This is a genomic window from Bianquea renquensis, from assembly GCF_014384895.1.
Classification (GTDB): Bacteria; Bacillota; Clostridia; order Lachnospirales; family Bianqueaceae; genus Bianquea; species Bianquea renquensis.
On sequence record NZ_JACRSQ010000001.1, the window covers coordinates 111,773 to 133,955 of the forward strand.

Consider the following 22,183-nt stretch of genomic DNA (forward strand, 5'->3'; position numbering starts at 1 on the left):
GATGATAGTCAATACAGTATCACTGGAAACCGTGGCGGGCATGGCCAGCCAAATTCCAGACACGAAGCTGCCGGAGGTTGCGTTTGTCGGAAAGTCCAACGTGGGAAAGTCCTCCCTTATCAATACACTGGTTGGCAGAAAAGCCCTGGCTCGAACTAGTTCAGCGCCAGGCAAAACGCGGACGATCAACTTTTATAATGTGGAGGATCTGCTATATTTCGTAGATTTGCCGGGATACGGATATGCCAAGGCGTCAAAACAGGAGCAAGAGCGGTGGGGGAAGGTTATTGAGTCCTATTTAACCAGACGGAGCCAGCTCAAACTTTTGTTATTCCTGGTGGATATCCGCCATGAGCCGGGCGCCAACGACCGGCAGATGATGGAGTGGATCCGCTATTATCAGTTCGACCCGATCATCATTGGGACAAAGAGCGATAAGATCAAGCGCAGTCAGATCCAGAGGCAGGTGGCGGTGCTGGCTAAGTCCTTAGGCGTGGAGGACCGGTCCAGGATTATCCCGTTTTCTGCGCTGGATAAATCAGGGCGGGACGCTGTATGGGATCAGATAGAAGCCGCCCTCAGAGTGCAAGGGTGACGAGGAAGCGCGCTATGAAACAAAAGGCCGGGATTTCCCTCCCCGGCCTTTTCCCATAGAAAAGCCCGCCGGGAGGCGGACCTAATTTAAGTTCGCGGGGTGCGAAGATCACTGCGATTTTAAATCCTGCAATAGATTTCGATACAGAGACATCCCCTTTTTTAACCAGTTGTTGCGGATGATGTTGGCTTCCTCCTCCGACGAGACGTTGACTTGGAAATCCAGAATCGTGCGGTCGTAATCCTTGACGCGGCATTGAACCTGGCGCCGTTCGCCGTCATCCATTTGATGAACCTCAGCCTCGATCCGCAACATAGAGGAACTGTTGAGCCGGGATGTCTGGACATATTCGTTGATCTCCATTCGAATGCTGTGTGGGATCCGGGACTTAAACAGCTCCAGTATCTCCATACCTTGGGGGTATAGCGTGTAGACAGTCCGGTTTTCATCCTTCTGTTCACAGATGAGCTTTGCCTCCGCCAACTCATTCACATATTGCTGCAATGTAAAATAATCCATGTATCCTTTAAAAAGAATATAGTCAAAAAGATCGATACGCGTCATATCGCCTTTTTTCTGTATGAGATAGAGCACAATGAGTTTGTTGCTGGTGAGATGGTTATAGTTTGCGTTCACTCGGAGTCCCCCTTTCCTAAGGAAAATATGTTCTCCTTTTTCTATTGTACTTGATTTACCCTTAAATGTAAAGGGGATTTTTGGATACAGGGTCAATATATAAAAGACACGGAGAGGGGACGTCTTTTCAAAATGGCCTTGACATTTTCCTGAGAACAACGTATAATAGTGGACAATCAAGGAAATCGTTGAGCAGTGAGGAGTAGCCGGGGAGAAGCTTTTCAGAGAGAGGGACGAGGGTGGAAGTCTCTCAAGCGTTCACCGCGTGAAGACACCTGGGAGAGGCTCTGGACGGGCACGGTCGCCGCCGTTATGGGCGTTAAGAGGAAGAAGGCGTATGCGTTCTTTAAGCAGGGTGGCACCGCGAGATATCTCGTCCCTTTTGGGGGCGTTTTTTTATTATTTTTTTGCGAATGGAGGATATAGCATGTTAACACAAGCGCCGAGAGGTACCTATGATTTATTTGGAAGCGACATTCGGACGTGGCAGATGATTGAAAAAGAGGTTTACACCCTTATGGAGGAGTATCGTTTTCAGGAGATTCGCACGCCGATTTTTGAACATACGGAACTGTTTCAGCGGGGGGTTGGCGATACGACAGATATCGTGCAAAAGGAGATGTATACGTTTTTAGACAAAGGCGGCCGCAGTATCACCCTAAAGCCAGAGGGCACGGCTGGGGCGGCGAGAGCCTATCTGGAGCGAAGATTGTTTGCCGATGCCCAGCCGACGAAGCTCTTTTATCTGACACCGTGTTTTCGATATGAAAAGCCGCAGGCCGGACGGGACCGGCAATTTTATCAGTTTGGCTGTGAGCTGTACGGGGCTGGTGGATATATGGCGGACGCGGAGGTTATATCCATCGCCTACAGCCTTCTTACCCGTCTGGGGATCAGCAATGTGACGCTGCACATTAATTCTTTGGGAGGGCCGCAGTGCCGAAAGGCCTACAATCAAAAGCTGGCAGAGTATTTTATGGACAACAGGGAAAAGCTGTGTCCCACCTGCCAAGAGAGATTGAATAAGAATCCCCTGCGGATCTTAGACTGTAAATCGCCGGTCTGTCAGGAAGTGGTGAAAGATGCTCCGTCAACCATCGACAATCTGGGAACGGAATGCCGGGAGCACTTCGACAATCTGACGAAGCAGCTGACGGAATTGGAAATTCCCTTTGTCATCGACAGCGGCATCGTCCGGGGACTGGACTACTACACGCGGACGGTGTTTGAATTCGTCTGCAATGATATCGGGGCACAGGGGACCATATGCGGCGGCGGGCGCTACGACGGCCTGATCGAAGAGCTGGGAGGCGATCCGACGCCGGCCGTTGGATTTGCAATCGGTATCGGCCGGCTGATCATGGCGATGGAAGCCATCAGAGGGAAAACTGTCTGGAAGGAAGAAGCCGATCTGTACATCGGCCACATTGGGGACAGCGCCGGAAAGACGGCGTCCCGGCTGGCATTTTTGCTCCGTTCAAAAGGATTCCGTGTAGAAACAGATCTGATGGGACGGAGTGTGAAGGCGCAGATGAAATATGCCAACAAAATCGGCGCGCGATTCACTTTAATTTTGGGGGATACGGAGATATCGCAGAAGGAAGCCGTGCTAAAAAATATGGCGGACGGCTCCACGATGCAGGTACAGTTTGAAGACTTGGAAGCCCTTGGGGCGGCAATCCGATAATACTAGGAGGAAAGACAATGGAGGAAGCATTGAGTGGAGTGAAGCGCACCCTGTACTGTGGGGAGTTGCGGGAAGAGCATATCGGCCAGCGCGTTACGATTATGGGATGGGTACAGAAACAGCGAAACAAAGGCAGCCTCATCTTTTTGGATATACGGGACCGGAAAGGGGTCGTCCAGGCAGTTTTATCGCAGGATCAGGCCACGGAGGAGACATTTGAGAAGGCCAGCCGTATCCGCAGTGAGTATGTGGTTGCTGTCACAGGGATTGTGAAGGCACGAGATGGCGGCGTCAACGAAAAGTTAGCCACAGGCGGGGTTGAAGTCGAAGTTCAGGAGCTTAAGATCTTATCACAGGCCAAGACACCGCCCTTCCAGATTTTAGATGAGGTGGAGGTGCGGGATGAGCTGCGCTTAAAATATCGCTATCTGGATCTGCGCAGGCCGCGGCTGCAAAAGAATCTCTTGCTGCGCCATCAGGTGGCACAGTCTATACGAAATTTCTTGAATCAGGAGAATTTTCTGGAGATTGAGACGCCCATGCTGATCAAAAGCACGCCCGAGGGCGCCCGGGATTATCTGGTTCCAAGCCGCGTCCATCCAGGAGAATTCTACGCGCTTCCGCAATCGCCCCAGATGTATAAACAATTGTTGATGATCTCTGGATTTGACCGCTACTATCAGATCGTTCGATGCTTCCGGGACGAGGATTTGCGCGCGGACCGGCAGCCAGAATTTACACAGGTGGATATGGAGATGTCCTTCGTCGAGGAAGATGACGTCATGGACGTGAACGAGCGGATGCTGGCACATGTGTTCCGGGAATCCGCCGGATGGGAGATCCAATTGCCATTGCCCCGAATCACCTGGCAGGAAGCCATGGATCGATTTGGGTCGGACAAGCCGGACATGCGTTTTGGAATGGAAATTACGGATATTTCGGAGGTGGTGTCCCACTGTGGGTTTCAGGTGTTTGAAAGCGCGGTGGCGGATGGAGGAAGCGTGCGGGGGATCACGGCCCCAGGATGTGCGGGGATGCCTCGCAAGCAGATCGATGCACTGGGAGAAATCGCAAAACTCTTCAAAGCCAAGGGATTAGCGTGGATTGCCTTTCTTGAGGATGGATCGGTCAAATCCCCCATCGCCAAGTTTTTAACGGACGAGACCGTAGCCGCTATCGGGTCCGCTATGGGAGCGAAAAAAGGCGATCTGTGCCTGCTCTGTGCCGACCGCAATCCAGTGGTGTGGAGCGTGCTTGGCAACTTGAGATTGGAGATGGGCCGAAGGCTGGGATTGACGGATCCTGAGAAGCATGCCTTCGTGTGGGTGACGGATTTTCCAATGTTTGAGTACAATGAGGAAGAGGGCCGGTACACGGCAATGCACCATCCCTTTACCATGCCGCGGGAAGAGGATTTGGTCTATCTGGAGAGCGCGCCCCATAAGGTTCGCGCGAAGGCGTACGATATCGTGCTCAACGGTGTGGAGATCGGTGGCGGCAGCATCCGTATCCATCAGCGCGACGTCCAGGAGCGGATCTTTAAGGCTCTGGGCTTTACCATGGAAGAGGCGGCAAATCGGTTTGGATTCTTTATGGAAGCCTTTACCTACGGAGCGCCGCCCCACGGGGGCTTGGCCTATGGCTTTGACCGCTTGATTATGCTCATGAGCGGGGAGGATAGCATCCGTGACGTGATCGCATTCCCTAAGGTGAAGGACGCCTCATGCTTGATGAGCGGCGCGCCGGATAAGGTTGATGTGCAGCAGCTGGACGAGCTGCATCTGGCCATCGAACAGGAGAAAACGGAGTAAACCAGCGCGGCTTTCGATAGATCAAAAACGGGAGTTTATGTATCTCGACATAAACTCCCGGGAAGTGCTAAAAAAAAAGACTGCTTACTTTGCCAGAAAAGCAGTCAGTTCCGGTAATACCTTCTCCGCCACGGCGTCGTCGTGGACGTCTAGACGAATGGGCTGGCTCAGATCTAGGCTAAAAATTCCCATGATAGACTTGGCATCGATGACATATCGACCGGAGACAAGGTCAAATTCGCCCTCATAGCGACTCACAGTATTGACAAAATTTTTAACCTTGTCGATAGAGTTTAATAAAACTTCTACAGATTGCATAGGATCTACCCCTTTCAAATTGGACATAATATGTTGATTCAATCTCTCTCCCATACCTCTTTATCTTAAGTGTTTCCCGAAAATATGTCAACTATTATTTTCACTAAAAATTTATGTTGTAATTCTTTGGTTTATTAGATATAATATAGGAATAAGAGATGTTGCGGAGTAAAAGCCTGCAAGGTGGAAATGCGGTAAAATACTGTATCAGGCCTTGCTATCAATCGAGGTGTATTTGTGGACGAAAGAAAAGAGCGGCATCAGGATATGGAGATGAGAGTCGCTTGTTGCACTTTGGGGTGCAAAGTGAATCAATATGAGTCCCAAACTGTTTTGGATCGATTTGCGGAGCATGAGTATCGCATCGTGGATTTCTCCGACTTCGCGGATGTGTATATCATCAACACCTGCACAGTGACCCAGATTGCAGCTAGAAAATCGAGGCAGATGATTCATCGGGCAAGAAAGCATAATCCCAATGCGGTGATTGCGGCCATGGGCTGTTATATCCACAAGGACGAGGGACAGATTTTGGACGGCATCGTCGATGTGGCGGTGGGAAATCGGGATAAGATGAACATCCTTTCTCTGGTGGAAGACTGCCAGCGCCAGCGTGGGCTTCGAGTGCCGGGGACTCCTGAGGCTTCTGAGAACCGCAGAGGCCCTCGGCGCGGCCCAGGCAGGGAGCAGACTCGGGCGTTCTTGAAGGTGCAGGACGGATGCCGCCAATACTGTTCTTACTGCATTATACCCTACGTTCGTGGGCCCTTGGCGAGCAAAGAGCCTTATCAGGCGGTGGCGGAAGCGCGTGACTTTGCAGAGGCTGGCTATAAAGAGATTGTGTTGACAGGAATACATTTGAGCTCTTATGGCAAAGATTTAGAAAAGCCTTCGTCCCTGGCGGAGCTCATCGGGCTGCTGGGACAGATTGAGGGCCTTCACCGGATTCGGTTGGGCTCACTGGAGCCCAGAATGATAACGCAATCCTTTTTGGACTCCGTGGGTGGAACTCGTACGCTATGCCCGCATTTTCATTTATCGCTGCAGAGCGGCAGTGCTGCAACCCTGTCGCAGATGAACCGAAAATATACGCCCGACGAATATGGAAAAGCGGTGGACCTTTTGCGGGCAACCTACGCTGACGCCGCCGTTACAACCGATGTGATTGTGGGATTTCCCGGGGAGACGGAGGCAGAATTTCTTGCATCCGCTGATTTTGTGAGAACCATTGGATTCGCCCACGTCCATGTATTTAAGTATTCCCGCATGGAGGGGACAAAGGCGGCGGAGCGCCCGGACCAGATTCCAGAGGAGGAGAAGCAACGGCGCAGCGAAGAGATGCTGAGGATTGCGGATGAAGGCTCGCGGCACTATCTGACCAAGTATATTGGGGCTGTCAAGGAAGTGTTGGTGGAAGAGTATCATGTGGATGGAAAATACTGGGAAGGATATACCGATAATTATATTAAGGTACGAATACCCGCGGAGGATGGGTACGACTGGCGAAATCAATTGCTGCACATCAAGCTTGAATCCATGGATGTCAGACAGCATGACTATTATATGTGGGGGGTGACTGTATGAGCGAATTTGACACACAGTATTTCCGGATTATCAATGATTCGGAAAATATGGTACGCAATACGCTGATCGATGTGTACCGGTCTCTGATGTTTAAGGGATATAATCCTGTCAACCAGATGGTGGGGTATATTATGTCCGGAGATCCGACCTATATCACCAGCTATGATAATGCGAGAAGTAAGATTACGCATATTAATCGGGACGAGATCGTAGAAGAATTGGTGAAAGCATTTGTGGAGCATTATCAGCTGGACAAGAAAGAAGATCCCCGGCCATGAGGTACATGGGGTTGGATTTTGGCGCGAAGACCGTGGGGGTAGCCCTCAGTGATCCGTCTGGTCTTATTGCCAGCCCGCTGGAGACCATCCATAGAGCGGAGGAGGAGAATCTAAAGGCGACGATTCGAAGGATCTGTCAGCTGGTTAAAGAGTTTGAAGTTGGCGCTGTCGTCCTTGGATTTCCAAAAAATATGAATAATACCCTTGGGCCTCGAGCGGAAAAGACCCAGGCGTTTCAGAGACGGCTTAACAGAGATCTATATCAGGTGGAGGTCACCTTGTGGGACGAGCGCCTCAGCACCAGGGCCGCAGAGTCTGTATTGCAGATGGCGGATATGGGAGATAGGCGTCAGCGGAAGCAGTACGTCGACAAGATGGCCGCTGCCTACATTCTCCAGGGATATTTAGATTCTCTGCACAATAAAAAACAAAGTGAGAAAGGACATGATAGGATGGAAGAGGAGATCAAAGTTATCACGCTGTATGATCCGGTTGAGCAGGCTTGCATTGAGATGGAGGTCATCGACGAGATGGAGTATGACGGCGGCATGTATCTGTTGGCGGCGGAATTTGATGACGAGATGGAAATGGAAGACGGGGAAGAACTGGACGAGGAGGACGAAGATTCCGATACCGCATATATTTTCAAAGTCTGCCCGGAAGCGGATTCAGAGTACAAAGTGATGGCGGACGATGTGGAAGAGTACTTTGTGACCACAGCGCTGACGGAAGAAGAATTTCACAGTGTGGCGCAGCAGTTCATGGAGTCCGAAGACTATGACCTTGAAGAAGAGGACGAATAGGATTCGACAGAGAATGCAGTCCGTATACTAGTTTGCCTGCTGCCGAGGGGCTTCTTCCGCGCGGAGCACATGGCGCGCGAGAGGCAAGCGGTGGACGCCGCATGATTTCTGATTGGGTCGGGACCCAAAGGTTTGGATGGATGAATGAGTTGAGACCAATACTAGCGCTTCTCCGGCAGGGAGAAGAACATGACAGGAGCATCCAGTACCGGCGCAGGCGTGAATTACGATATATTAGAAAGAGGAGCGAGTAAGCCTTGGCATACAAAGTAAAGAGAAAGAAAGTTAGAATTATTCCATTGGGAGGATTGGACCAGATTGGCCAAAATATGACGCTGGTCGAATGTGAAGATGAAATTTTGATTATTGATTGCGGTCTGGCATTTCCCGAGAACGAGATGCTGGGAATTGATTTGATTATCCCGAATTTTGAATATCTTCGAAAGAATAAAGAAAAGATACGCGGAGTTGTGTTGACACATGGACACGAGGACCACATCGGAGCTCTGCCGTATTTTCTGAAAGAATTCTCCGTGCCGGTATACGGGACGAGGTTGACCGTAGGGCTAGTGGAAAATAAACTGAAAGAGTTCAACTTGAAGCGGTACAGCATGACGACGGTAAAGCCTGGGGACGTGATTACGCTGGGCAGCTTTAAGGTGGAGTTCATCAGGACCAACCATAGCATCGGCGATGCGGTGGCGCTGGCGATTACCACGCCGGCAGGAGTTCTGGTTCATACGGGAGACTTTAAAGTTGACTATACGCCAATCCACGGCGATATGATTGATTTACAGCGTTTTGCCGATCTGGGACGCCGCCGGGTTTTAGCCCTCATGTCAGACAGCACCAACGCGGAGCGCAAAGGCTATACCATGTCCGAGCGCTCGGTGGGGAAGACCTTTACTGAGATGTTTCCCCATGCGCCAGGACGAATTTTGGTGGCGACCTTTGCCTCCAATGTTGACCGGGTTCAACAGATAATCGATGCCGCTGCAAAATATGAGCGCAAGGTCGTGATTGTGGGGCGGAGCATGGTTAACGTGGTCAACACCGCGATTGAACTTGGGTATTTGGAAGTTCCGGAGGGTCTTATCATTGATATCGGGGATGTTCGGGACTATGCGGACGAAGAGCTGGTCATCATCACGACGGGGAGCCAGGGAGAGCCAATGGCTGCGCTGTCGCGCATGGCCTCCGGCGAGCACCGGAATATTGAGATCAAACAGGGGGACACGGTGATCTTCAGCTCGAAGCCTGTCCCAGGAAATGAGAAGACGGTGTCGAAGGTGATCAACGATCTCATGAGCCGCGGGGCGGAGGTCACCTATGAGGACGCCCATGTGTCCGGCCATGCCAGCCAGGAAGAGCTGAAGCTGATCTACAGCCTGGTAAAGCCAAAGTATTTTATACCGGTTCACGGTGAATTCCGTCACCTGAAAAGCCATGCGGATCTGATCACGGATCTGGGCCACGATGGGAGAAATTCGTTTATTCTCCACAATGGCAATATTCTGGAGTTGGATAGCTACTCCGGTAAGATTACGGGGGAGATCGATGTCGAACCTGTGCTGGTGGATGGCTTGGGAGTTGGCGACGTGGGCAATATCGTGTTGCGCGACCGGAAGCATCTATCGGAGGACGGCTTGATGGTGGTGGTCATGACGCTGAAACATCAGACGGGACAGCTGGTCGCCGGACCGGATATTGTATCGCGGGGATTCGTCTACGTTCGGGAATCAGAGAATCTTATGGATGGCTGCCGCAATGTGGTCATCAAAACCTTCGAGCGCTGTAAAGAACAGCGGGTCAATGACTGGAGCAGCATCAAGAATGAGATTCGCGATAATCTCCGCGACCATCTGTGGCGGGAAATTAAGCGAAGCCCCATGATTCTGCCGATTATTATGGAAGTTCGATGACGCAATTCGCAGCCAGCAATTTACGACTGCGGATGCAGGGTAAAGGATGATAGGAATGGATTATCTCAATAAGATACTGGCTTGGATCGCCAGAAATTTGAAAAAGGGGATTGCGCTGGTGGCGGTGGTGGTCTGCATTGCCCTGGCGACGATGTTCGCCTACGATCTGGCGTACAACTTTATTCGGAAAGATGAAAATGTGGCATATGATTCCGATGGAGAGAAGGTCACGCTGACCATTCAAAAAGGCGCGAAGTGTAAAGAGATCGCGGAGCTTTTGGAGAAGGAAGGCATCATTGAGGATTCCATGGCATTTCGTCTGAGAGCAAAGCTAAATGGAGCGGAGAACAATTTCCAGTATGGCACCTACGCGTTTGTCAAAAATATGCCGGACACGGTGGTTATGGAAGAGCTGCAGGCAGGAACTAAGGTGGAGGGAACTCGAATCACCTTGGTGGAGGGCTGGAGCATCGCGCAGATGGGGGCATATCTGGAGGAAAAGGAAATCTGTCTGAAAGAAGAGTTCATTGAGGCTTGCAACAAGACCACATACAATTTCGACTACTACGAAGGGCTTGATGATGCGGGTGAGCGGCGCAATCTTCTTGAGGGGTATCTCTTTCCGGAGACCTACGATGTGATCCCACAAAATGGCGCGGAAGGTGTTGTCAAGCGCCTGCTTCGGCAATTTGAGAAGGAATTTGAACCCGGATGGGTGACGAAGGCGGAGAGCATGGGCTATACGGTGGATGAGATCGTGACCATCGCGTCCATCATTGAGAAGGAAGCTAGGAATGACGATGAGGAGCGAAAAAATGTCGCCTCTGTCATTTACAACCGCTTAAATTCAGGGATGAAGCTACAGATTGATGCCACGGTTCTATACGCCCAGGGGCGAGACGGCGAGAGCGTCGATAAGGTGTACAATGTGGATCTGGAGTACGATTCACCGTACAATACGTACCTCTATGAGGGTCTACCGCCAGGCCCTATCTGTAACCCCAGCCGCAAGGCCATCATCGCAGCGCTAAATCCCAATACGACGGAGTATCTGTATTATGTATTGGACTCAACGACGAATCAACATTTCTTCACGAGCAGCTATGACGAGTTTTTGGCTGTCAAGAATGGCGGATCTGCGGGATAATGGAGAGAAAGAATGCTTGAAAATGATATAACGCCGTCGTATATCCTGCAATATATTCGAGGGATAACGCCGGCGGCGGACGACCTGTCGGCGGCGGTGGAGGAGCGCTGCCGCCGGGAAGAGGTTCCGATACTCGACGAAGAAGTGAAGTCGTTGCTTCGTTTCCTGCTTCTGTTAAAGCCTCCGAGGCGGATCCTGGAGGTGGGAACGGCATACGGCTTTTCTTCTATTTTTATGAGTCAATTTGTGGCTCCGGAGGGGCATATCGATACAATTGAGCGAAACCCAGCGATGTGGAGGAAGGCGAAGCCCAATATCCAGAGCGCGGGGCTGGAGAATACCATTACGCTGCACATCGGCCATGCCCAGGAAATCCTGCCAACCCTGACAGGGCCATACGAGGTGATCTTGCTTGATGCGTCCATGGGACAATACGGGCTTTTCTGGGAGGAAATTAAACGGTTGCTGTGCCCTGGAGGATGGCTCCTGGCGGATAATGTGCTACACAGTGGAATGACAGCGAAACCAAGGCTGGAGATTCCGCGGCGGCAACGCACAATTCACAGCCGGTTACAGGCATTTCTGCGGACTGTCCTCGTGGACGAAGAGTTTGCCTCCAGCCTGCTGCCCATAGGGGATGGGGTGCTGTTATCGCTGAAACAGATGAGGGGGAGCGAGGAATGATGGGAGGACAACCGGAATTGCTGTCGCCTGCCGGCAGCCTGGAAGCGCTGAAAACAGCGGTTCTGTATGGTGCCAACGCCGTATACATAGGCGGTATGGAGTATGGGCTTCGGGCGAAGGCCAAAAATTTTACAAGGGAGCAGATGCAGGAGGGAATCGACTTTGCGCATACGCGCGGGGTAAGGGTTCACGTTGCCGTTAACATCATCGCGCACAATCGCCATTTTGAAGGGTTGGCCGAGCATCTTCAGGAGTTGGAGGCGATGGGGGCGGATGCCATAATCGTAGCCGATGCGGGGATCCTTGAGGTGGCCCGGGCGGTGGTTCCCGATATGGAAATCCATCTTAGCACGCAGGCGAGCGCCACGAATTTCCGCGCCTTTCAGTTTTGGCACAGGCAGGGGGTGCGGCGGATCGTCGCGGCACGGGAGTTGACCCTGGCGGAGATCCGGCAGATTCGGGAGCAGACGGCGGAGGAACTGGTGATGGAGGCTTTTGTCCACGGGGCCATGTGTGTGTCCATCTCGGGCCGATGCCTTCTCAGCAATTACTTCGCGCATCAGGATGCCAACCTTGGGGCCTGCGTTCACCCATGCCGCTGGAAATATGCCGTAATGGAGGAAAGCCGGCCTGGCGAGTATTTTCCGGTCCAGGAGGAAGAGGATGGGACGTACTTTTTTAACTCCAAGGATCTGTGCATGATCGAGTATATTCCCCAGATGGTAGAGGCTGGCATCGGGAGCTTTAAGATTGAGGGGCGAATGAAAACCCCTCTCTACGTCGCCATGGTGACGAAGGTATATCGGGAGGCCATTGACGCGTATATGGAGGACCCAGAACGATATCGGCAGCAGATCCCATATTTCAAGGGCTTGCTATCCCTGGTAAGCCACCGCGGATACAGCACGGGCTTCTACCTCGGAGCTCCAGGACCGGAGGAACAGGTGTACCATGAGAGCGCATACACAAAAAGCAGAAGTTTTGCAGCCAAAACTCTGATGTATGATCCCCGTTCCAAGCGGGCTCTTGTAGAACAGCGGGGAAAGTTCAGCGAGGGGGAGACCGTGGAGATTCTTCTCCCCAAGGGAGAGCCGATTCCATTCAACGTGGAGGACTTGCGGGATCAAGAAGGTGAACCGATTGCAAGTGCGCCACACGCACAGCAGACGGTTTCGCTGAGGGTTCCGGTGGAGATTCCAGTGGGTGCGATTCTGATGAAAGAGGTGGAATCCTCGCGCTGATTCTGAAAGAAAGGACACAGGGAAAGGCACTATTTCTGCCGGCGCAACATATAGTATAGCAAAGTCGGCAGAAGAGGTGCTTTTTTTATGTGGATTTTTTTGCTTTTTCAGGTGACCTTCCTTGCGTGCTATCTGGCGGGTACGTCAACATTTCAAAAACCATTGTCACCGGAGGAGGAAGAGTATTATCTTAAGCGGTATAAAGAAGGAGACAAAAAGGCAAGAACAATCTTGATCGAACGAAATATGCGACTTGTTGCGCATATAGTAAGAAAATATTCGGCATCGGCGGGGCGCTGGGAGACGGACGACCTAATATCCGTTGGCGCCATCGGACTCATCAAAGGAATCGAAACCTTTGATCCAGACAAAAAGGCAAAATTAAGCACATATCTGGCAAAGTGTGTGGAAAATGAATTGCTGATGCTGCTCCGCTCCGATAAAAAGACGAAGCAGGAGGTGTCGCTGCAAGACCCTATTGGGCAGGATAAGGAGGGCAATACGATTACACTGATCGATGTGCTAGAAGACAGCGATGATACGATTATGGAGCGAGTGGACTATAAGATGAGCCAGGGAAAGTTATATCAGGCGGTGAATAAGGTCTTGACAGGGAGGGAGCGGGAGGTCATCATAATGCGCTATGGACTTGCGGGGAAAACCCCTATGACGCAGCGCGAGGTAGCGAAAGTGCTAGACATCTCCAGATCCTATGTCAGCCGAATTGAAAAGAAAGCCATCCAGAAGCTTAGCCGGGAGATGACAGGTCAGGTCATTGAGTGGGTCGATGAGGAACTGTAATGGGATTTATTTCCAGGGAAATAATGGGAATCATGCAATGCTTGAATTTTCGGGTGGGGTGTGGTAGAATTTAGAAAAGTTTGTCCAAAATACAAATCGAGTATGAAGGAGGCACTTATGATTCCGAGAAGTGAGTATCCACGTCCACAGTTTCAGCGGGAAGAATCCAGCTGGCAGTGTTTAAATGGACCTTGGCAGTTTGCCTTTGATTTTGGAAACAGTGGCATTGATAGGAAGCTGTATATGCCGGAAGCAGAATTTGACCGGGAGATTGTCGTCCCCTTTTGTCCAGAGTCCAGGCTGTCCGGAGTTGAGTACAAAGATTTTATCAGCGCAGTCTGGTACCGGAGGACCATTAGGATTGCCAAGGCGCAGCTGGAGAACCGTGTGCTGCTTCATTTTGGGGCGGTAGACTATCACGCAATCGTCTATGTCAACGGAGAAAAGGCAGGTGAGCACAGAGGCGGCTATGTGTCATTTTCTTTTGATATAACCGCGCTGCTCAGAGAAGGGGAGAATCTCCTTGTGGTCTACGCTGAGGATGATAACCGCCATGGATTGCAGCCCAAGGGAAAGCAGAGCTCCCTTTTCCACTCCCATGGATGCGATTATACGAGGACTACGGGAATATGGCAGACGGTCTGGCTTGAATTTGTGCCGAAAACATATCTGAAATCTGTGAAAACCCAGAGCGACTATCGCAATCGGACGGTGACCTTTACAGCGGCTATGGCAGGTCAGGAGGCAGACGCAACGCTGAGGGCGTGCATCTCCTTCGAAGGTTGCGTGCAGAAAGAGGTGGAGGTAGCACTGAATACGGGTAAGACCACGTTCACTGTAGAGCTTGACGCGGTGAAGCTATGGGATGTTGGGCAGCCCAATTTATACGACGTAACGTACACGCTGTATGTAAAGGGAACCGCTGTGGACACGGTGGCAGGCTATTTTGGAGTGCGCACAGTGGAACTCAGGGACCACGCCATCTATTTAAATGGGCGTCCCGTCTTTCAGCGTTTAATTCTGGATCAAGGGTTTTATCCAGACGGAATCTATACAGCGCCTACCGACGAGGCTTTGCGCAGGGACATTGAGCTATCCATGGAATTGGGCTTCAATGGCGCGCGGCTCCATCAAAAGGTGTTCGAGGAGCGATTCCTGTACTGGGCCGATCATATGGGATATCTGGTATGGGGTGAACATGCCAGCTGGGGGCTGGATCTCCATAAGATGGAGAATCTGGCGAATTTCGGGGCGGAATGGATGGAGATTGTGGAGCGGGATTTCAATCATCCGGCGATTGTGGGATGGTGCCCTTTCAATGAGACGTGGGGCGGTCAAGATCCAAGACTTCTTCAGATGATGTATGCCATCACAAAAGCCATGGACACCACCCGGCCGGTCATCGATACCAGCGGCAATTATCATGTGGTGACGGACATCTATGACATCCATGACTATGAGCAGGATGTGGATATATTTGCCCAGCGATATGGCGCCGTCACGCGGGAGAAGGTCTACGACAAATTTGAAAAACAGCAATACTATGAAGGGCAACCCTATTTTATCAGCGAGTATGGCGGCGCCTCCTGGAATGCGTCAGAGGGGTGGGGCTATGGAAGCGCGCCTAAGACGGAAGAAGAATTTATGCAGCGGTACGCGGGGCTGACGACAGCTCTCATGACCAATGAAGCGATCTGCGCTTTCTGTTACACCCAGCTTACGGATGTAGAGCAGGAGCAGAATGGATTGTACCAGTACGACCGGTCGAAAAAATTCAGCGACGCCGTGTATCAGGCGATACGGGACACCAACCGGCAGACGGCGGCGATTGAGAGGCGGTAGGAGACCCTTTGGTCCCTCTCGCGGCGGATATGATAAAAACTCCATGGACTCCATGGAGTTTTCGTCTGCAATCAGCCCATAACCGGCAGCAACAGTTCAAAGCGATAGTCTCCGTGGCTTGTCGTGCTGGTACAGCTGCCCTCGTGGCGTCTGGCAATGATTTGACAGGTTTTCACGCCGATACCGGAGCTATCCCGGACAATGGCGGTTTTGCGGATGGCATTGCTTTGTATAATGTGCAGCATCTGATTCTGCACGTAGATCTTTAGACGAATCGGCGTCTCTGTAGCCGCGTATTTGACCGCATTGGAACAGAGATTATCAAAGACACGGCGCAGTTGATGAATGTCAGCTTTGAGTTTAAATGCGGTTTCAATGGAATCCTGAAAGTCCACTGTAAAATGTTGGTCCTCCAGCAGATAGATATATTCGGAGACGAGCTGTCCAACCAGCTCATTCCCATCCACGGTTTCATACTGAAATGGAATCGCTTCATTGGATGCCAGTGTGTGTTCAAAGAGATTATCCGCCATCTCTTTCATTTGATAGGCTTTGTCCCGGGCCTTGTGGAGATAGTCCTCCATTTTTTGAGGACTGTCATAGCGCTTGTCGCTGATCAGATCCAGATAACAGATGACCGAGGTGAGCGGCGTGCGGATGTCGTGGGAGAGAGACGTGACGATTTGACTTTTTTCTTGTTTTAACGATTCCTCTGCCTCTAAACGCTCATATAACGCCTGGCTCATGTTGTTGATGCTGACGGCGAGGGAGGCGAGCTCATCTTTTCCGCGGACGGGGATCTGATATTCAAGACTTCCCGTCTCGATGATCTTCAGACCTTTTTCAATGATTTTGATATAGCGAATTTTATGATGTAGTAGCAATATAAATACAAGAATAAAAATAATGAATCCAAGGATCAGGATGCCCATGCGCAGGGCGGTTTTAAAGAGAAGAGAATAGTACACCGTGATATTCGCTTGAATGGTCCTATCTTTAAAGATAAGAGGGTACCCGCCGTCTTTCGAGTACGACAGAAAGGGGCGAGTCTGAGAATTCTGCCCGGAGGGGCTGCGCATTTCCGTATCATAGAACACACGTCCCTCCACATATAGCTTTAAATAGACATAGGGATGCTCATTATTCCATGTGCGAATGCTGTCGCTGTCCTCAGTGGTCAGCTCGTTCTCGTTGATGTAGCTCTGTAGACGCTTTAGAATCTGTAAGTCACGTTTTTGGGGGTGAATGGGCATGTCGATTGTGACGGTAATGATCGCCTTGACGATGGCACCGCCTACGACTGCAACCCCGAAGGAGAGGAACAAATAGAAGATGATAACCAAGGAAAAACGGGAAAAGATAAGGGAAGGGCTGTGAGGTTTCAGCCTAGTCAATGCAATACCCCTTTCCCCAGATGGTTTTGATGTACTGTGGATTTTTCGGATCCTGTTCTAGCTTCTTGCGAAGATTCCGGATGTGAACCATAATGGTGTTGTTGGCAGAATAGAAGTAAGGTTCTTCCCATATGCTTTCATACAGGTTTTCCGCTGAGAAGACTTTGTGCCGGTGTTGCAGCATAAGAATGAGAAGCCGGTATTCAATGTCCGTCAACGAGATGGGCCTGCCGCGGAGGAGGACTTCCTGAGAATCGAGATTGATGGAGAGCTCTCTGTAGGTCAGCAGGGTTTCCGTCTCAGGGGAGTTCACGGCCTTCCCCTGATAGACGTAGTAGCGTCTCAGCAGAGATTTCACCCGGAAGACAAGCTCCGCATAGGAGAAAGGCTTGGCCAGATAGTCATCCGCACCGGCGGAGAAGCCTATAGTCTTATCGGAGTCATGAGTTTTCGCTGTCAGAAATAAAATCGGGGCCATGGTCCGTTCCCGAATCTGTGCGCATGCGTGAAAGCCGGATTTGACCGGCATAACAACGTCGAGTATATAGAGGTCGATGGAGTCGTCCGCCAGATCCACCGCCTCCTGTCCATTCGATGCCTTTACAACTTCATACCCTTCCCCGGTCAAGAGAATATCCACAATGTCGACAATCTCTTGATTGTCGTCTGCAACTAAAATCCGTTTTTTCCCTTCGTCTCTCATAAAGCCCTCCATGACCAAAACATTCTTAGATATTGTACCATATTTCGGCCTGAATCTCAAGGTTTAGACAAAACCATTGACAGGCAAAGCGGAAATATTGACAAACTACTCCTGTAGGAGTATATTATGTATAAAGAATGGAGATGATATACCTATGATCAGAGAGCTCTATCACGGTTCCTCAAATGTCATTGATAAGCCTTTATTTGGATATGGTAGGCCCTACAACGATTACGGCCTTGGCTTTTATTGCACCGACAGCCTTGAGATGGCAAAGGAGTGGGGGGTCGGCAAGAATCAGGACGGCTATGCCAACTGTTATGAAATCGATTGTGACGGTCTGCGGATCCTTGACCTGAATGCACCAGAATACTGCATCCTGCATTGGCTTACTGTGCTGTTGCAAAACCGCGAGTTTGATATTCCCTCCGGTCTGGCACTGGAGGCGAAGGAATATATGCTTGCCCATTTTGCCGTCGATTATGAAAGCTATGATGCAATCATCGGGTACCGCGCTGATGACAGCTATTTTTCGTTTGCACAGGATTTTATTAATGGCACGATCTCTTACCGTCAGCTTAACAATGCGATGCATCTTGGCAAGCTCGGTCAGCAGTTTGTTCTCAAGAGCAGAACAGCATTTGAGCGAATCAAGTTCATCGGCAGCGAGATTGCCGAAAGCAGCGAGTGGTACACAAAGAAGATGCTGCGCGACAAGACTGCCCGCCGCGAGTATTTCAGCATGGAGCGAAACCGTCGTCAGCGCGGCGATCTATATATCACACAGATTATGGATGAGGAGATGATGCCTGATGATCCGCGCTTACGATAGAGTGTATCTGGACAAAGCCCGCACTGCCCTTGGTCGTATGCTGGACTTTGCAGTATATGATCTCAAATACGATATTGCTGAATTTTTCCATCTGTTCATCAAGTCCGGCGTTGCGGAACGCTTTGAAACCGGCGATTTCGCTGTTATTGTTGGTATGTCCGGCGTGGAACTTGCTTATGAGGTGCTTGAGCAGTCCGGCGTGGAAAGGGAGCGCATGAAACCGAACTACACCGTCAACCGCAGCGAGGAATTTTGGGTGGGCTGGGCATTAGCGTATTATCAGTGGGAAACATCCATGAGCTTTGCGGAGATTGTGCGGTATGTTCCCATCAAGGATATTATCGCTCTTTACTCACCCTATCATGAAATGGACATCCGGCAGTTTGTCGATAAGGTAAATGCGATGTATAAAGCGGCGAAACCGGAAACCAATCTCAAACTTCTGCGGCAGAAAGCCGGTCTGAGTCAACGCGAACTTGCGGAGATGTCAGGCGTCCCAATGCGTACCATCCAGCAATACGAGCAGCGGCAGAAGAACATCAACAAGGCTAAGGCGGAGTATCTTGTGATGGTAGCTAAGGTTCTGTGCTGTACGGTTGATGATCTGATAGAGAAAACGGAATAGAAAAGGGCGTGATCCTCTCATTTTCTGAGCGATCATGCCCTCTTGCTTATTCTTCTTCAATTACAACATCCGGGAGGCGGACTTTCCAACGTTTGCGGATAGCAAACGTTTTTATTGATCTTGCTCACTGGGTTCAGACTCACTGGGCGCAGCGCTGTCAACTTGGACAGGGTTCGCGGTTTTGCCCAGAAAATCAGGCAGTTCCATGCCCGCCATATTCAGCAGATCCTGGATGGGAGGCAGGCTCTTCATGAGGCTGGATACAAAATTCGCCGTGCTGGAGTTTCCGTCTTTGTCATTGCCCGAGTCCCAGACCGTGATCTTATCGATCTTAAGGTTCTGGATCGCCTCAACTTGTAGTTTTACAAGATTTTCCAGCTTGTCGCTGATCAACAGGCGAATGGCGTCGTTGGCCTCACCGCCGGCTGCGGTTACCACCTGCCCGAAGCCCTGGGCCTGCTTGCTCAGGATTTCCTGGATACCGCGGGCCTCCGCCTCCATTTTCATATAGATAGCATCCGCATCGCCTTTGGCGCGGCGGCGAGTTTGTTCGGCCTCGGCTTCGGCCGCGATTTCAAGACGTTTTTTCTCAATCTCTGCCTTGACGAGCACATCGGCTTCCAGCGTCGCCTGTTCTCGAGCGGCGCGGGCGGATTCCGCTTCCTGCTCAGCCGAATACGCTTCCTGCAGTGCCTTCGCCGTTTGGATCTTCTCGGCGGCCGTGGCGCGGCGCAGCGCCTCCGCCTCCTTCTCACGGCGGGTAGCTTCCGACTGGGAGATGGCAATTTTCGCTTCATTTTCTCCCTCGATGGCGATGGAGTTTGCGTTGGCCACGCGGATACGCTGATCCCGGTTGGCCTCCGCCTCTCCGATGGCGCCGTCCCGATTGCGCTCTGACACCTGGATCTTCGCATCGTTGATCGCCTTGGCGGCGGCTTCCTTGCCGAGAGCGTCAATATAGCCGGATTCATCGTTGATGTCGGTGACGTTGACGTTGATGAGGCGCAGGCCGATCTTTTTCAGTTCGGTTTCCACATTGTTGGAGACCGCAGCCAGGAATTTATCCCGGTCTGTGTTGATCTCTTCGATGTCCATGGTGGCGACCACAAGGCGCAGCTGACCGAAGATAATATCCTTGGCAAGCTCCTGCACCTCCGCCATTTTCAAGCCTAACAGGCGTTCCGCCGCATTCTGCATGATTCCTGGCTCAGTGGAAACGCCCACGGTAAACCGGGAGGGCACGTCGATGCGGATATTCTGCCGGCTCAGGGCGTTGGTCAGATCGACGCTGATGGAGATGGGCGTCAGGTCTAAGTACTCATAGGACTGAACGACAGGCCAAATGAAAGCGGCGCCCCCGTGAATACATTTGGAGGACCGGGAGGTTCCGTCGCTTCCATTTCCAATCCGGCCATAGATGACCATGACTTTGTCGGAAGGACATTTGCGGTAGCGGGAGAGAATGACTAGCAGCGTGCTGAGAACGAGTATGACGATGACGGCGATCAAAACAAACGGTTCCATAGAATACACCCCTTCATAAAATGATTTATTTTGTCAGGAGTAAAATCTCCTGTACAACTGTGACTTACACCGGTTCCACGATCAGTGTCTCCTGGTCCACATCGACAACGCGGACACTAGCTCCCACAGGGATTTCCTGATCCGCGGCGGTGACAGCGTCCAATTCCCGCTGCTGATCTTGGATTAGAATGGTGATCTTCCCGCAACCCTGGCGATTGGCGGGAATCCGGAGGTAGACGCGCCCTGTCCGCCCGATGGCGTTGGACATCTGCAGTGTCCCGTTATCCTGAAGTTGAAGGGACTTTTTGAAAGCCCACGCCACAAAGATCATGGCGGCGAAACCGCCGGCTATGGACAGAAGGATGGATACAAAGCTGGGGAGGGCTGTGCTCAATAGGAAAACCCCGAGCCAGCCGCTGATGCTGAAAAAGGCCACGAAACCCCGGACGGTAAAGAGTCGCAGTCCATCGAGACCGTTTCCGTCCGCTATGTCATCCACATCGTCCAAATCGGCATCCACATCCGCATCGGAATCCATGCTGTCGTGCCCCAAGCCAAATAGGAGCATGACAGTCTGAAGAATCAGGACAGCGGTTCCCACCATGCCGAATCCAGCAAAAACCTGTTGTGTCAACGTTAAATGATTCCACCAATCCACCAATTGAATCTCCTCCTCATATAGAGAATTTGTGCCGGCAGGCGTGCTCACGGGTTCGCTCTCGACGAACTCTTATCCACGAATTGCCCATTGACCTTTAAGATTGTCCGGGGCAGGGCATCCCGGCTATTTTTCCAAGGCTGATCCTGGTATCGATAGTCAAATTTTAGCGTAAACCATTCCAGCTCATCTTCCACCCGTTTCAAGTTCTCTCTCTCCTTCTCTATGAGAAGCGTTCGAAACCCATTGCAGTCTTTAGGTTTTAAATGGCTGGCAGCGCGCTCATACAACATGAGAAAATGATTGATGCAAAATCCTTTGCAGGCATCCACTGTCTGATGAAACTCGGCATTTTTTTCCCACAGCATGAAAAATGCTGTCATCATCCGCTCAAACACTTGATCAATCCGCTTGCAGATATAACAGGAATTGATGAAATTCTGACGGTATGCTTCGATGGGGTCAGACGGGGAATCCGCATCCTTTTTGCGAAAGACCTTTTTAACCGGTTTCGAAGAGTCCTGCTTTTCCAGGAGGGAAAAGAGCTCCTTCTCCTGTTCTCTCAGATGAGAGTGGAGCATCAGTGCTAGCCCCAGGGCGTTGGCCTGTGAATATAATTGGTCCATATGGTGGTGACAGAAGCCCAAGGCATTGGTCTCGCCGCGGACATCCTCTTCCATGTAGGAGGGACTCAACACGAACGAGACCGTATCGGTCTCCAGCTTGCGGCGCATGGCGCAGAATGGACATTCACAGTCCTCGTGGAAACCATCCATCACCGGTATGGTGTAAATCTCTTCTTTTATATTGATCCCATCCTCTCTATCGTATGATAAGCGGATCTCCCAATGGGAGAACAAAGCGCATCGCGGGCATGTGCAATCGTGCGGGGCGTAATGGCCAGAGGCCATAGCGAAACAGCCGAAGCTTTCTTCTATTATACTACATTTTTTCGTATTTGCCTAGACCCTTTAGCAGAATTTGAAGCGGGAGGGAGGTTCAATTCGTGAAAAAAATAACGTAAAAATTTTCCGGGAAGCTCTTGTATACAATAAACATTTCGATTATAATAAGGATTTGAAGATGGTACGTAAGATC

The 22,183-nt window shown here is 51.0% G+C and carries 21 protein-coding genes and 1 other annotated feature; of the genes, 14 read left to right on the forward strand and 7 right to left on the reverse strand.

Going from position 1 to position 22,183, the window contains the following annotated elements; genetic code table 11:
* Position 1 precedes the first annotated feature (1 nt).
* Complete coding sequence (gene yihA / locus H8730_RS00455) at positions 2–595, forward strand: ribosome biogenesis GTP-binding protein YihA/YsxC (RefSeq protein WP_177719141.1); 594 nt, start codon at positions 2–4, stop codon at positions 593–595.
* 108 nt (positions 596–703) lie between these two features.
* Here yihA and H8730_RS00460 read toward each other — a convergent pair whose 3' ends face one another.
* Positions 704–1,231 (reverse strand): DUF4364 family protein, encoded by a 528-nt coding sequence (locus tag H8730_RS00460; protein WP_177719142.1) that lies wholly within the window; start codon positions 1,229–1,231, stop codon positions 704–706.
* A 179-nt stretch (positions 1,232–1,410) separates the two neighbouring features.
* Positions 1,411–1,615, forward strand: a binding site (T-box leader).
* 43 nt (positions 1,616–1,658) lie between these two features.
* On the opposite strand from H8730_RS00460, the gene hisS reads away from it, so the two are divergent.
* A complete protein-coding gene (gene hisS, locus H8730_RS00465) occupies positions 1,659–2,918 on the forward strand; it encodes a histidine--tRNA ligase (RefSeq protein ID WP_249289115.1) in 1,260 nt (419 codons plus the stop codon).
* Positions 2,919–2,935: 17 nt separating this feature from the next.
* The gene (gene aspS / locus H8730_RS00470) at positions 2,936–4,729 is read left to right on the forward strand and encodes an aspartate--tRNA ligase (protein ID WP_249289117.1); all 1,794 of its coding nucleotides are present in this window, start codon (positions 2,936–2,938) and stop codon (positions 4,727–4,729) included.
* Positions 4,730–4,813: 84 nt separating this feature from the next.
* Here the strand turns inward: aspS and H8730_RS00475 are convergent, their stop codons facing one another.
* On the reverse strand, positions 4,814–5,047 hold the full coding sequence (locus tag H8730_RS00475; protein WP_177720060.1) for an HPr family phosphocarrier protein: 234 nt from the start codon (positions 5,045–5,047) through the stop codon (positions 4,814–4,816).
* A gap of 237 nt (positions 5,048–5,284) precedes the next feature.
* On the opposite strand from H8730_RS00475, the gene mtaB reads away from it, so the two are divergent.
* The 9 genes from mtaB to H8730_RS00520 all read left to right on the forward strand — a co-directional run bounded on the left by mtaB (position 5,285) and on the right by H8730_RS00520 (position 15,349).
* A complete protein-coding gene (gene mtaB / locus H8730_RS00480) occupies positions 5,285–6,631 on the forward strand; it encodes a tRNA (N(6)-L-threonylcarbamoyladenosine(37)-C(2))-methylthiotransferase MtaB (RefSeq protein ID WP_249289119.1) in 1,347 nt (448 codons plus the stop codon).
* Positions 6,628–6,909: an IreB family regulatory phosphoprotein gene (locus H8730_RS00485; protein WP_177720061.1), complete on the forward strand. Its 282-nt coding sequence runs from the start codon at positions 6,628–6,630 to the stop codon at positions 6,907–6,909. Before mtaB ends, H8730_RS00485 begins: the two co-directional genes overlap by 4 nt.
* Positions 6,906–7,712, forward strand: a complete 807-nt coding sequence (ruvX, locus tag H8730_RS17800; RefSeq protein WP_177720062.1) for a Holliday junction resolvase RuvX — start codon at positions 6,906–6,908, stop codon at positions 7,710–7,712. The genes H8730_RS00485 and ruvX overlap by 4 nt, the downstream gene beginning before the upstream one ends.
* A gap of 257 nt (positions 7,713–7,969) precedes the next feature.
* Complete coding sequence (locus tag H8730_RS00495; protein WP_283243806.1) at positions 7,970–9,634, forward strand: ribonuclease J; 1,665 nt, start codon at positions 7,970–7,972, stop codon at positions 9,632–9,634.
* Between the two features lie 55 nt (positions 9,635–9,689).
* Entirely contained in the window at positions 9,690–10,781 is a 1,092-nt protein-coding gene (mltG, locus tag H8730_RS00500) for an endolytic transglycosylase MltG (protein ID WP_177720063.1), read from the forward strand.
* A 12-nt stretch (positions 10,782–10,793) separates the two neighbouring features.
* Entirely contained in the window at positions 10,794–11,465 is a 672-nt protein-coding gene (locus H8730_RS00505; protein ID WP_249289121.1) for an O-methyltransferase, read from the forward strand.
* Entirely contained in the window at positions 11,462–12,706 is a 1,245-nt protein-coding gene (locus H8730_RS00510) for a peptidase U32 family protein (RefSeq protein WP_249289123.1), read from the forward strand. Before H8730_RS00505 ends, H8730_RS00510 begins: the two co-directional genes overlap by 4 nt.
* Positions 12,707–12,793: 87 nt before the next feature.
* A complete protein-coding gene (sigK, locus tag H8730_RS00515) occupies positions 12,794–13,507 on the forward strand; it encodes an RNA polymerase sporulation sigma factor SigK (protein WP_177720066.1) in 714 nt (237 codons plus the stop codon).
* Between the two features lie 117 nt (positions 13,508–13,624).
* Positions 13,625–15,349: a glycoside hydrolase family 2 protein gene (locus H8730_RS00520; protein WP_249289124.1), complete on the forward strand. Its 1,725-nt coding sequence runs from the start codon at positions 13,625–13,627 to the stop codon at positions 15,347–15,349.
* Positions 15,350–15,420: 71 nt separating this feature from the next.
* Here the strand turns inward: H8730_RS00520 and H8730_RS00525 are convergent, their stop codons facing one another.
* Both H8730_RS00525 and H8730_RS00530 read right to left on the reverse strand, forming a co-directional pair.
* Entirely contained in the window at positions 15,421–16,743 is a 1,323-nt protein-coding gene (locus H8730_RS00525) for a sensor histidine kinase (protein WP_249289126.1), read from the reverse strand.
* Positions 16,736–17,446 carry a response regulator transcription factor gene (locus tag H8730_RS00530; RefSeq protein ID WP_249289128.1) on the reverse strand — a complete coding sequence of 237 codons (711 nt, stop codon included), beginning with the start codon at positions 17,444–17,446 and terminating at the stop codon, positions 16,736–16,738. Before H8730_RS00530 ends, H8730_RS00525 begins: the two co-directional genes overlap by 8 nt.
* A 154-nt stretch (positions 17,447–17,600) precedes the next feature.
* On the opposite strand from H8730_RS00530, the gene H8730_RS00535 reads away from it, so the two are divergent.
* Positions 17,601–18,278, forward strand: a complete 678-nt coding sequence (locus tag H8730_RS00535; RefSeq protein WP_177720070.1) for a DUF3990 domain-containing protein — start codon at positions 17,601–17,603, stop codon at positions 18,276–18,278.
* The gene (locus tag H8730_RS00540) at positions 18,259–18,903 is read left to right on the forward strand and encodes a helix-turn-helix domain-containing protein (RefSeq protein WP_177720071.1); all 645 of its coding nucleotides are present in this window, start codon (positions 18,259–18,261) and stop codon (positions 18,901–18,903) included. Before H8730_RS00535 ends, H8730_RS00540 begins: the two co-directional genes overlap by 20 nt.
* Before the next feature lie 111 nt (positions 18,904–19,014).
* On the opposite strand, the gene H8730_RS00545 is transcribed toward H8730_RS00540, so the two are convergent.
* From H8730_RS00545 to H8730_RS00555, 3 genes are all read right to left on the reverse strand, one after another.
* Positions 19,015–20,427 (reverse strand): flotillin family protein, encoded by a 1,413-nt coding sequence (locus tag H8730_RS00545; protein WP_177720072.1) that lies wholly within the window; start codon positions 20,425–20,427, stop codon positions 19,015–19,017.
* 64 nt (positions 20,428–20,491) lie between these two features.
* On the reverse strand, positions 20,492–21,088 hold the full coding sequence (locus H8730_RS00550; protein ID WP_283243807.1) for an NfeD family protein: 597 nt from the start codon (positions 21,086–21,088) through the stop codon (positions 20,492–20,494).
* Positions 21,089–21,132: 44 nt separating this feature from the next.
* Positions 21,133–21,996, reverse strand: coding sequence for a DUF6062 family protein (locus H8730_RS00555; RefSeq protein ID WP_249289130.1), 864 nt, complete (start codon positions 21,994–21,996; stop codon positions 21,133–21,135).
* Positions 21,997–22,183: the final 187 nt, after the last annotated feature.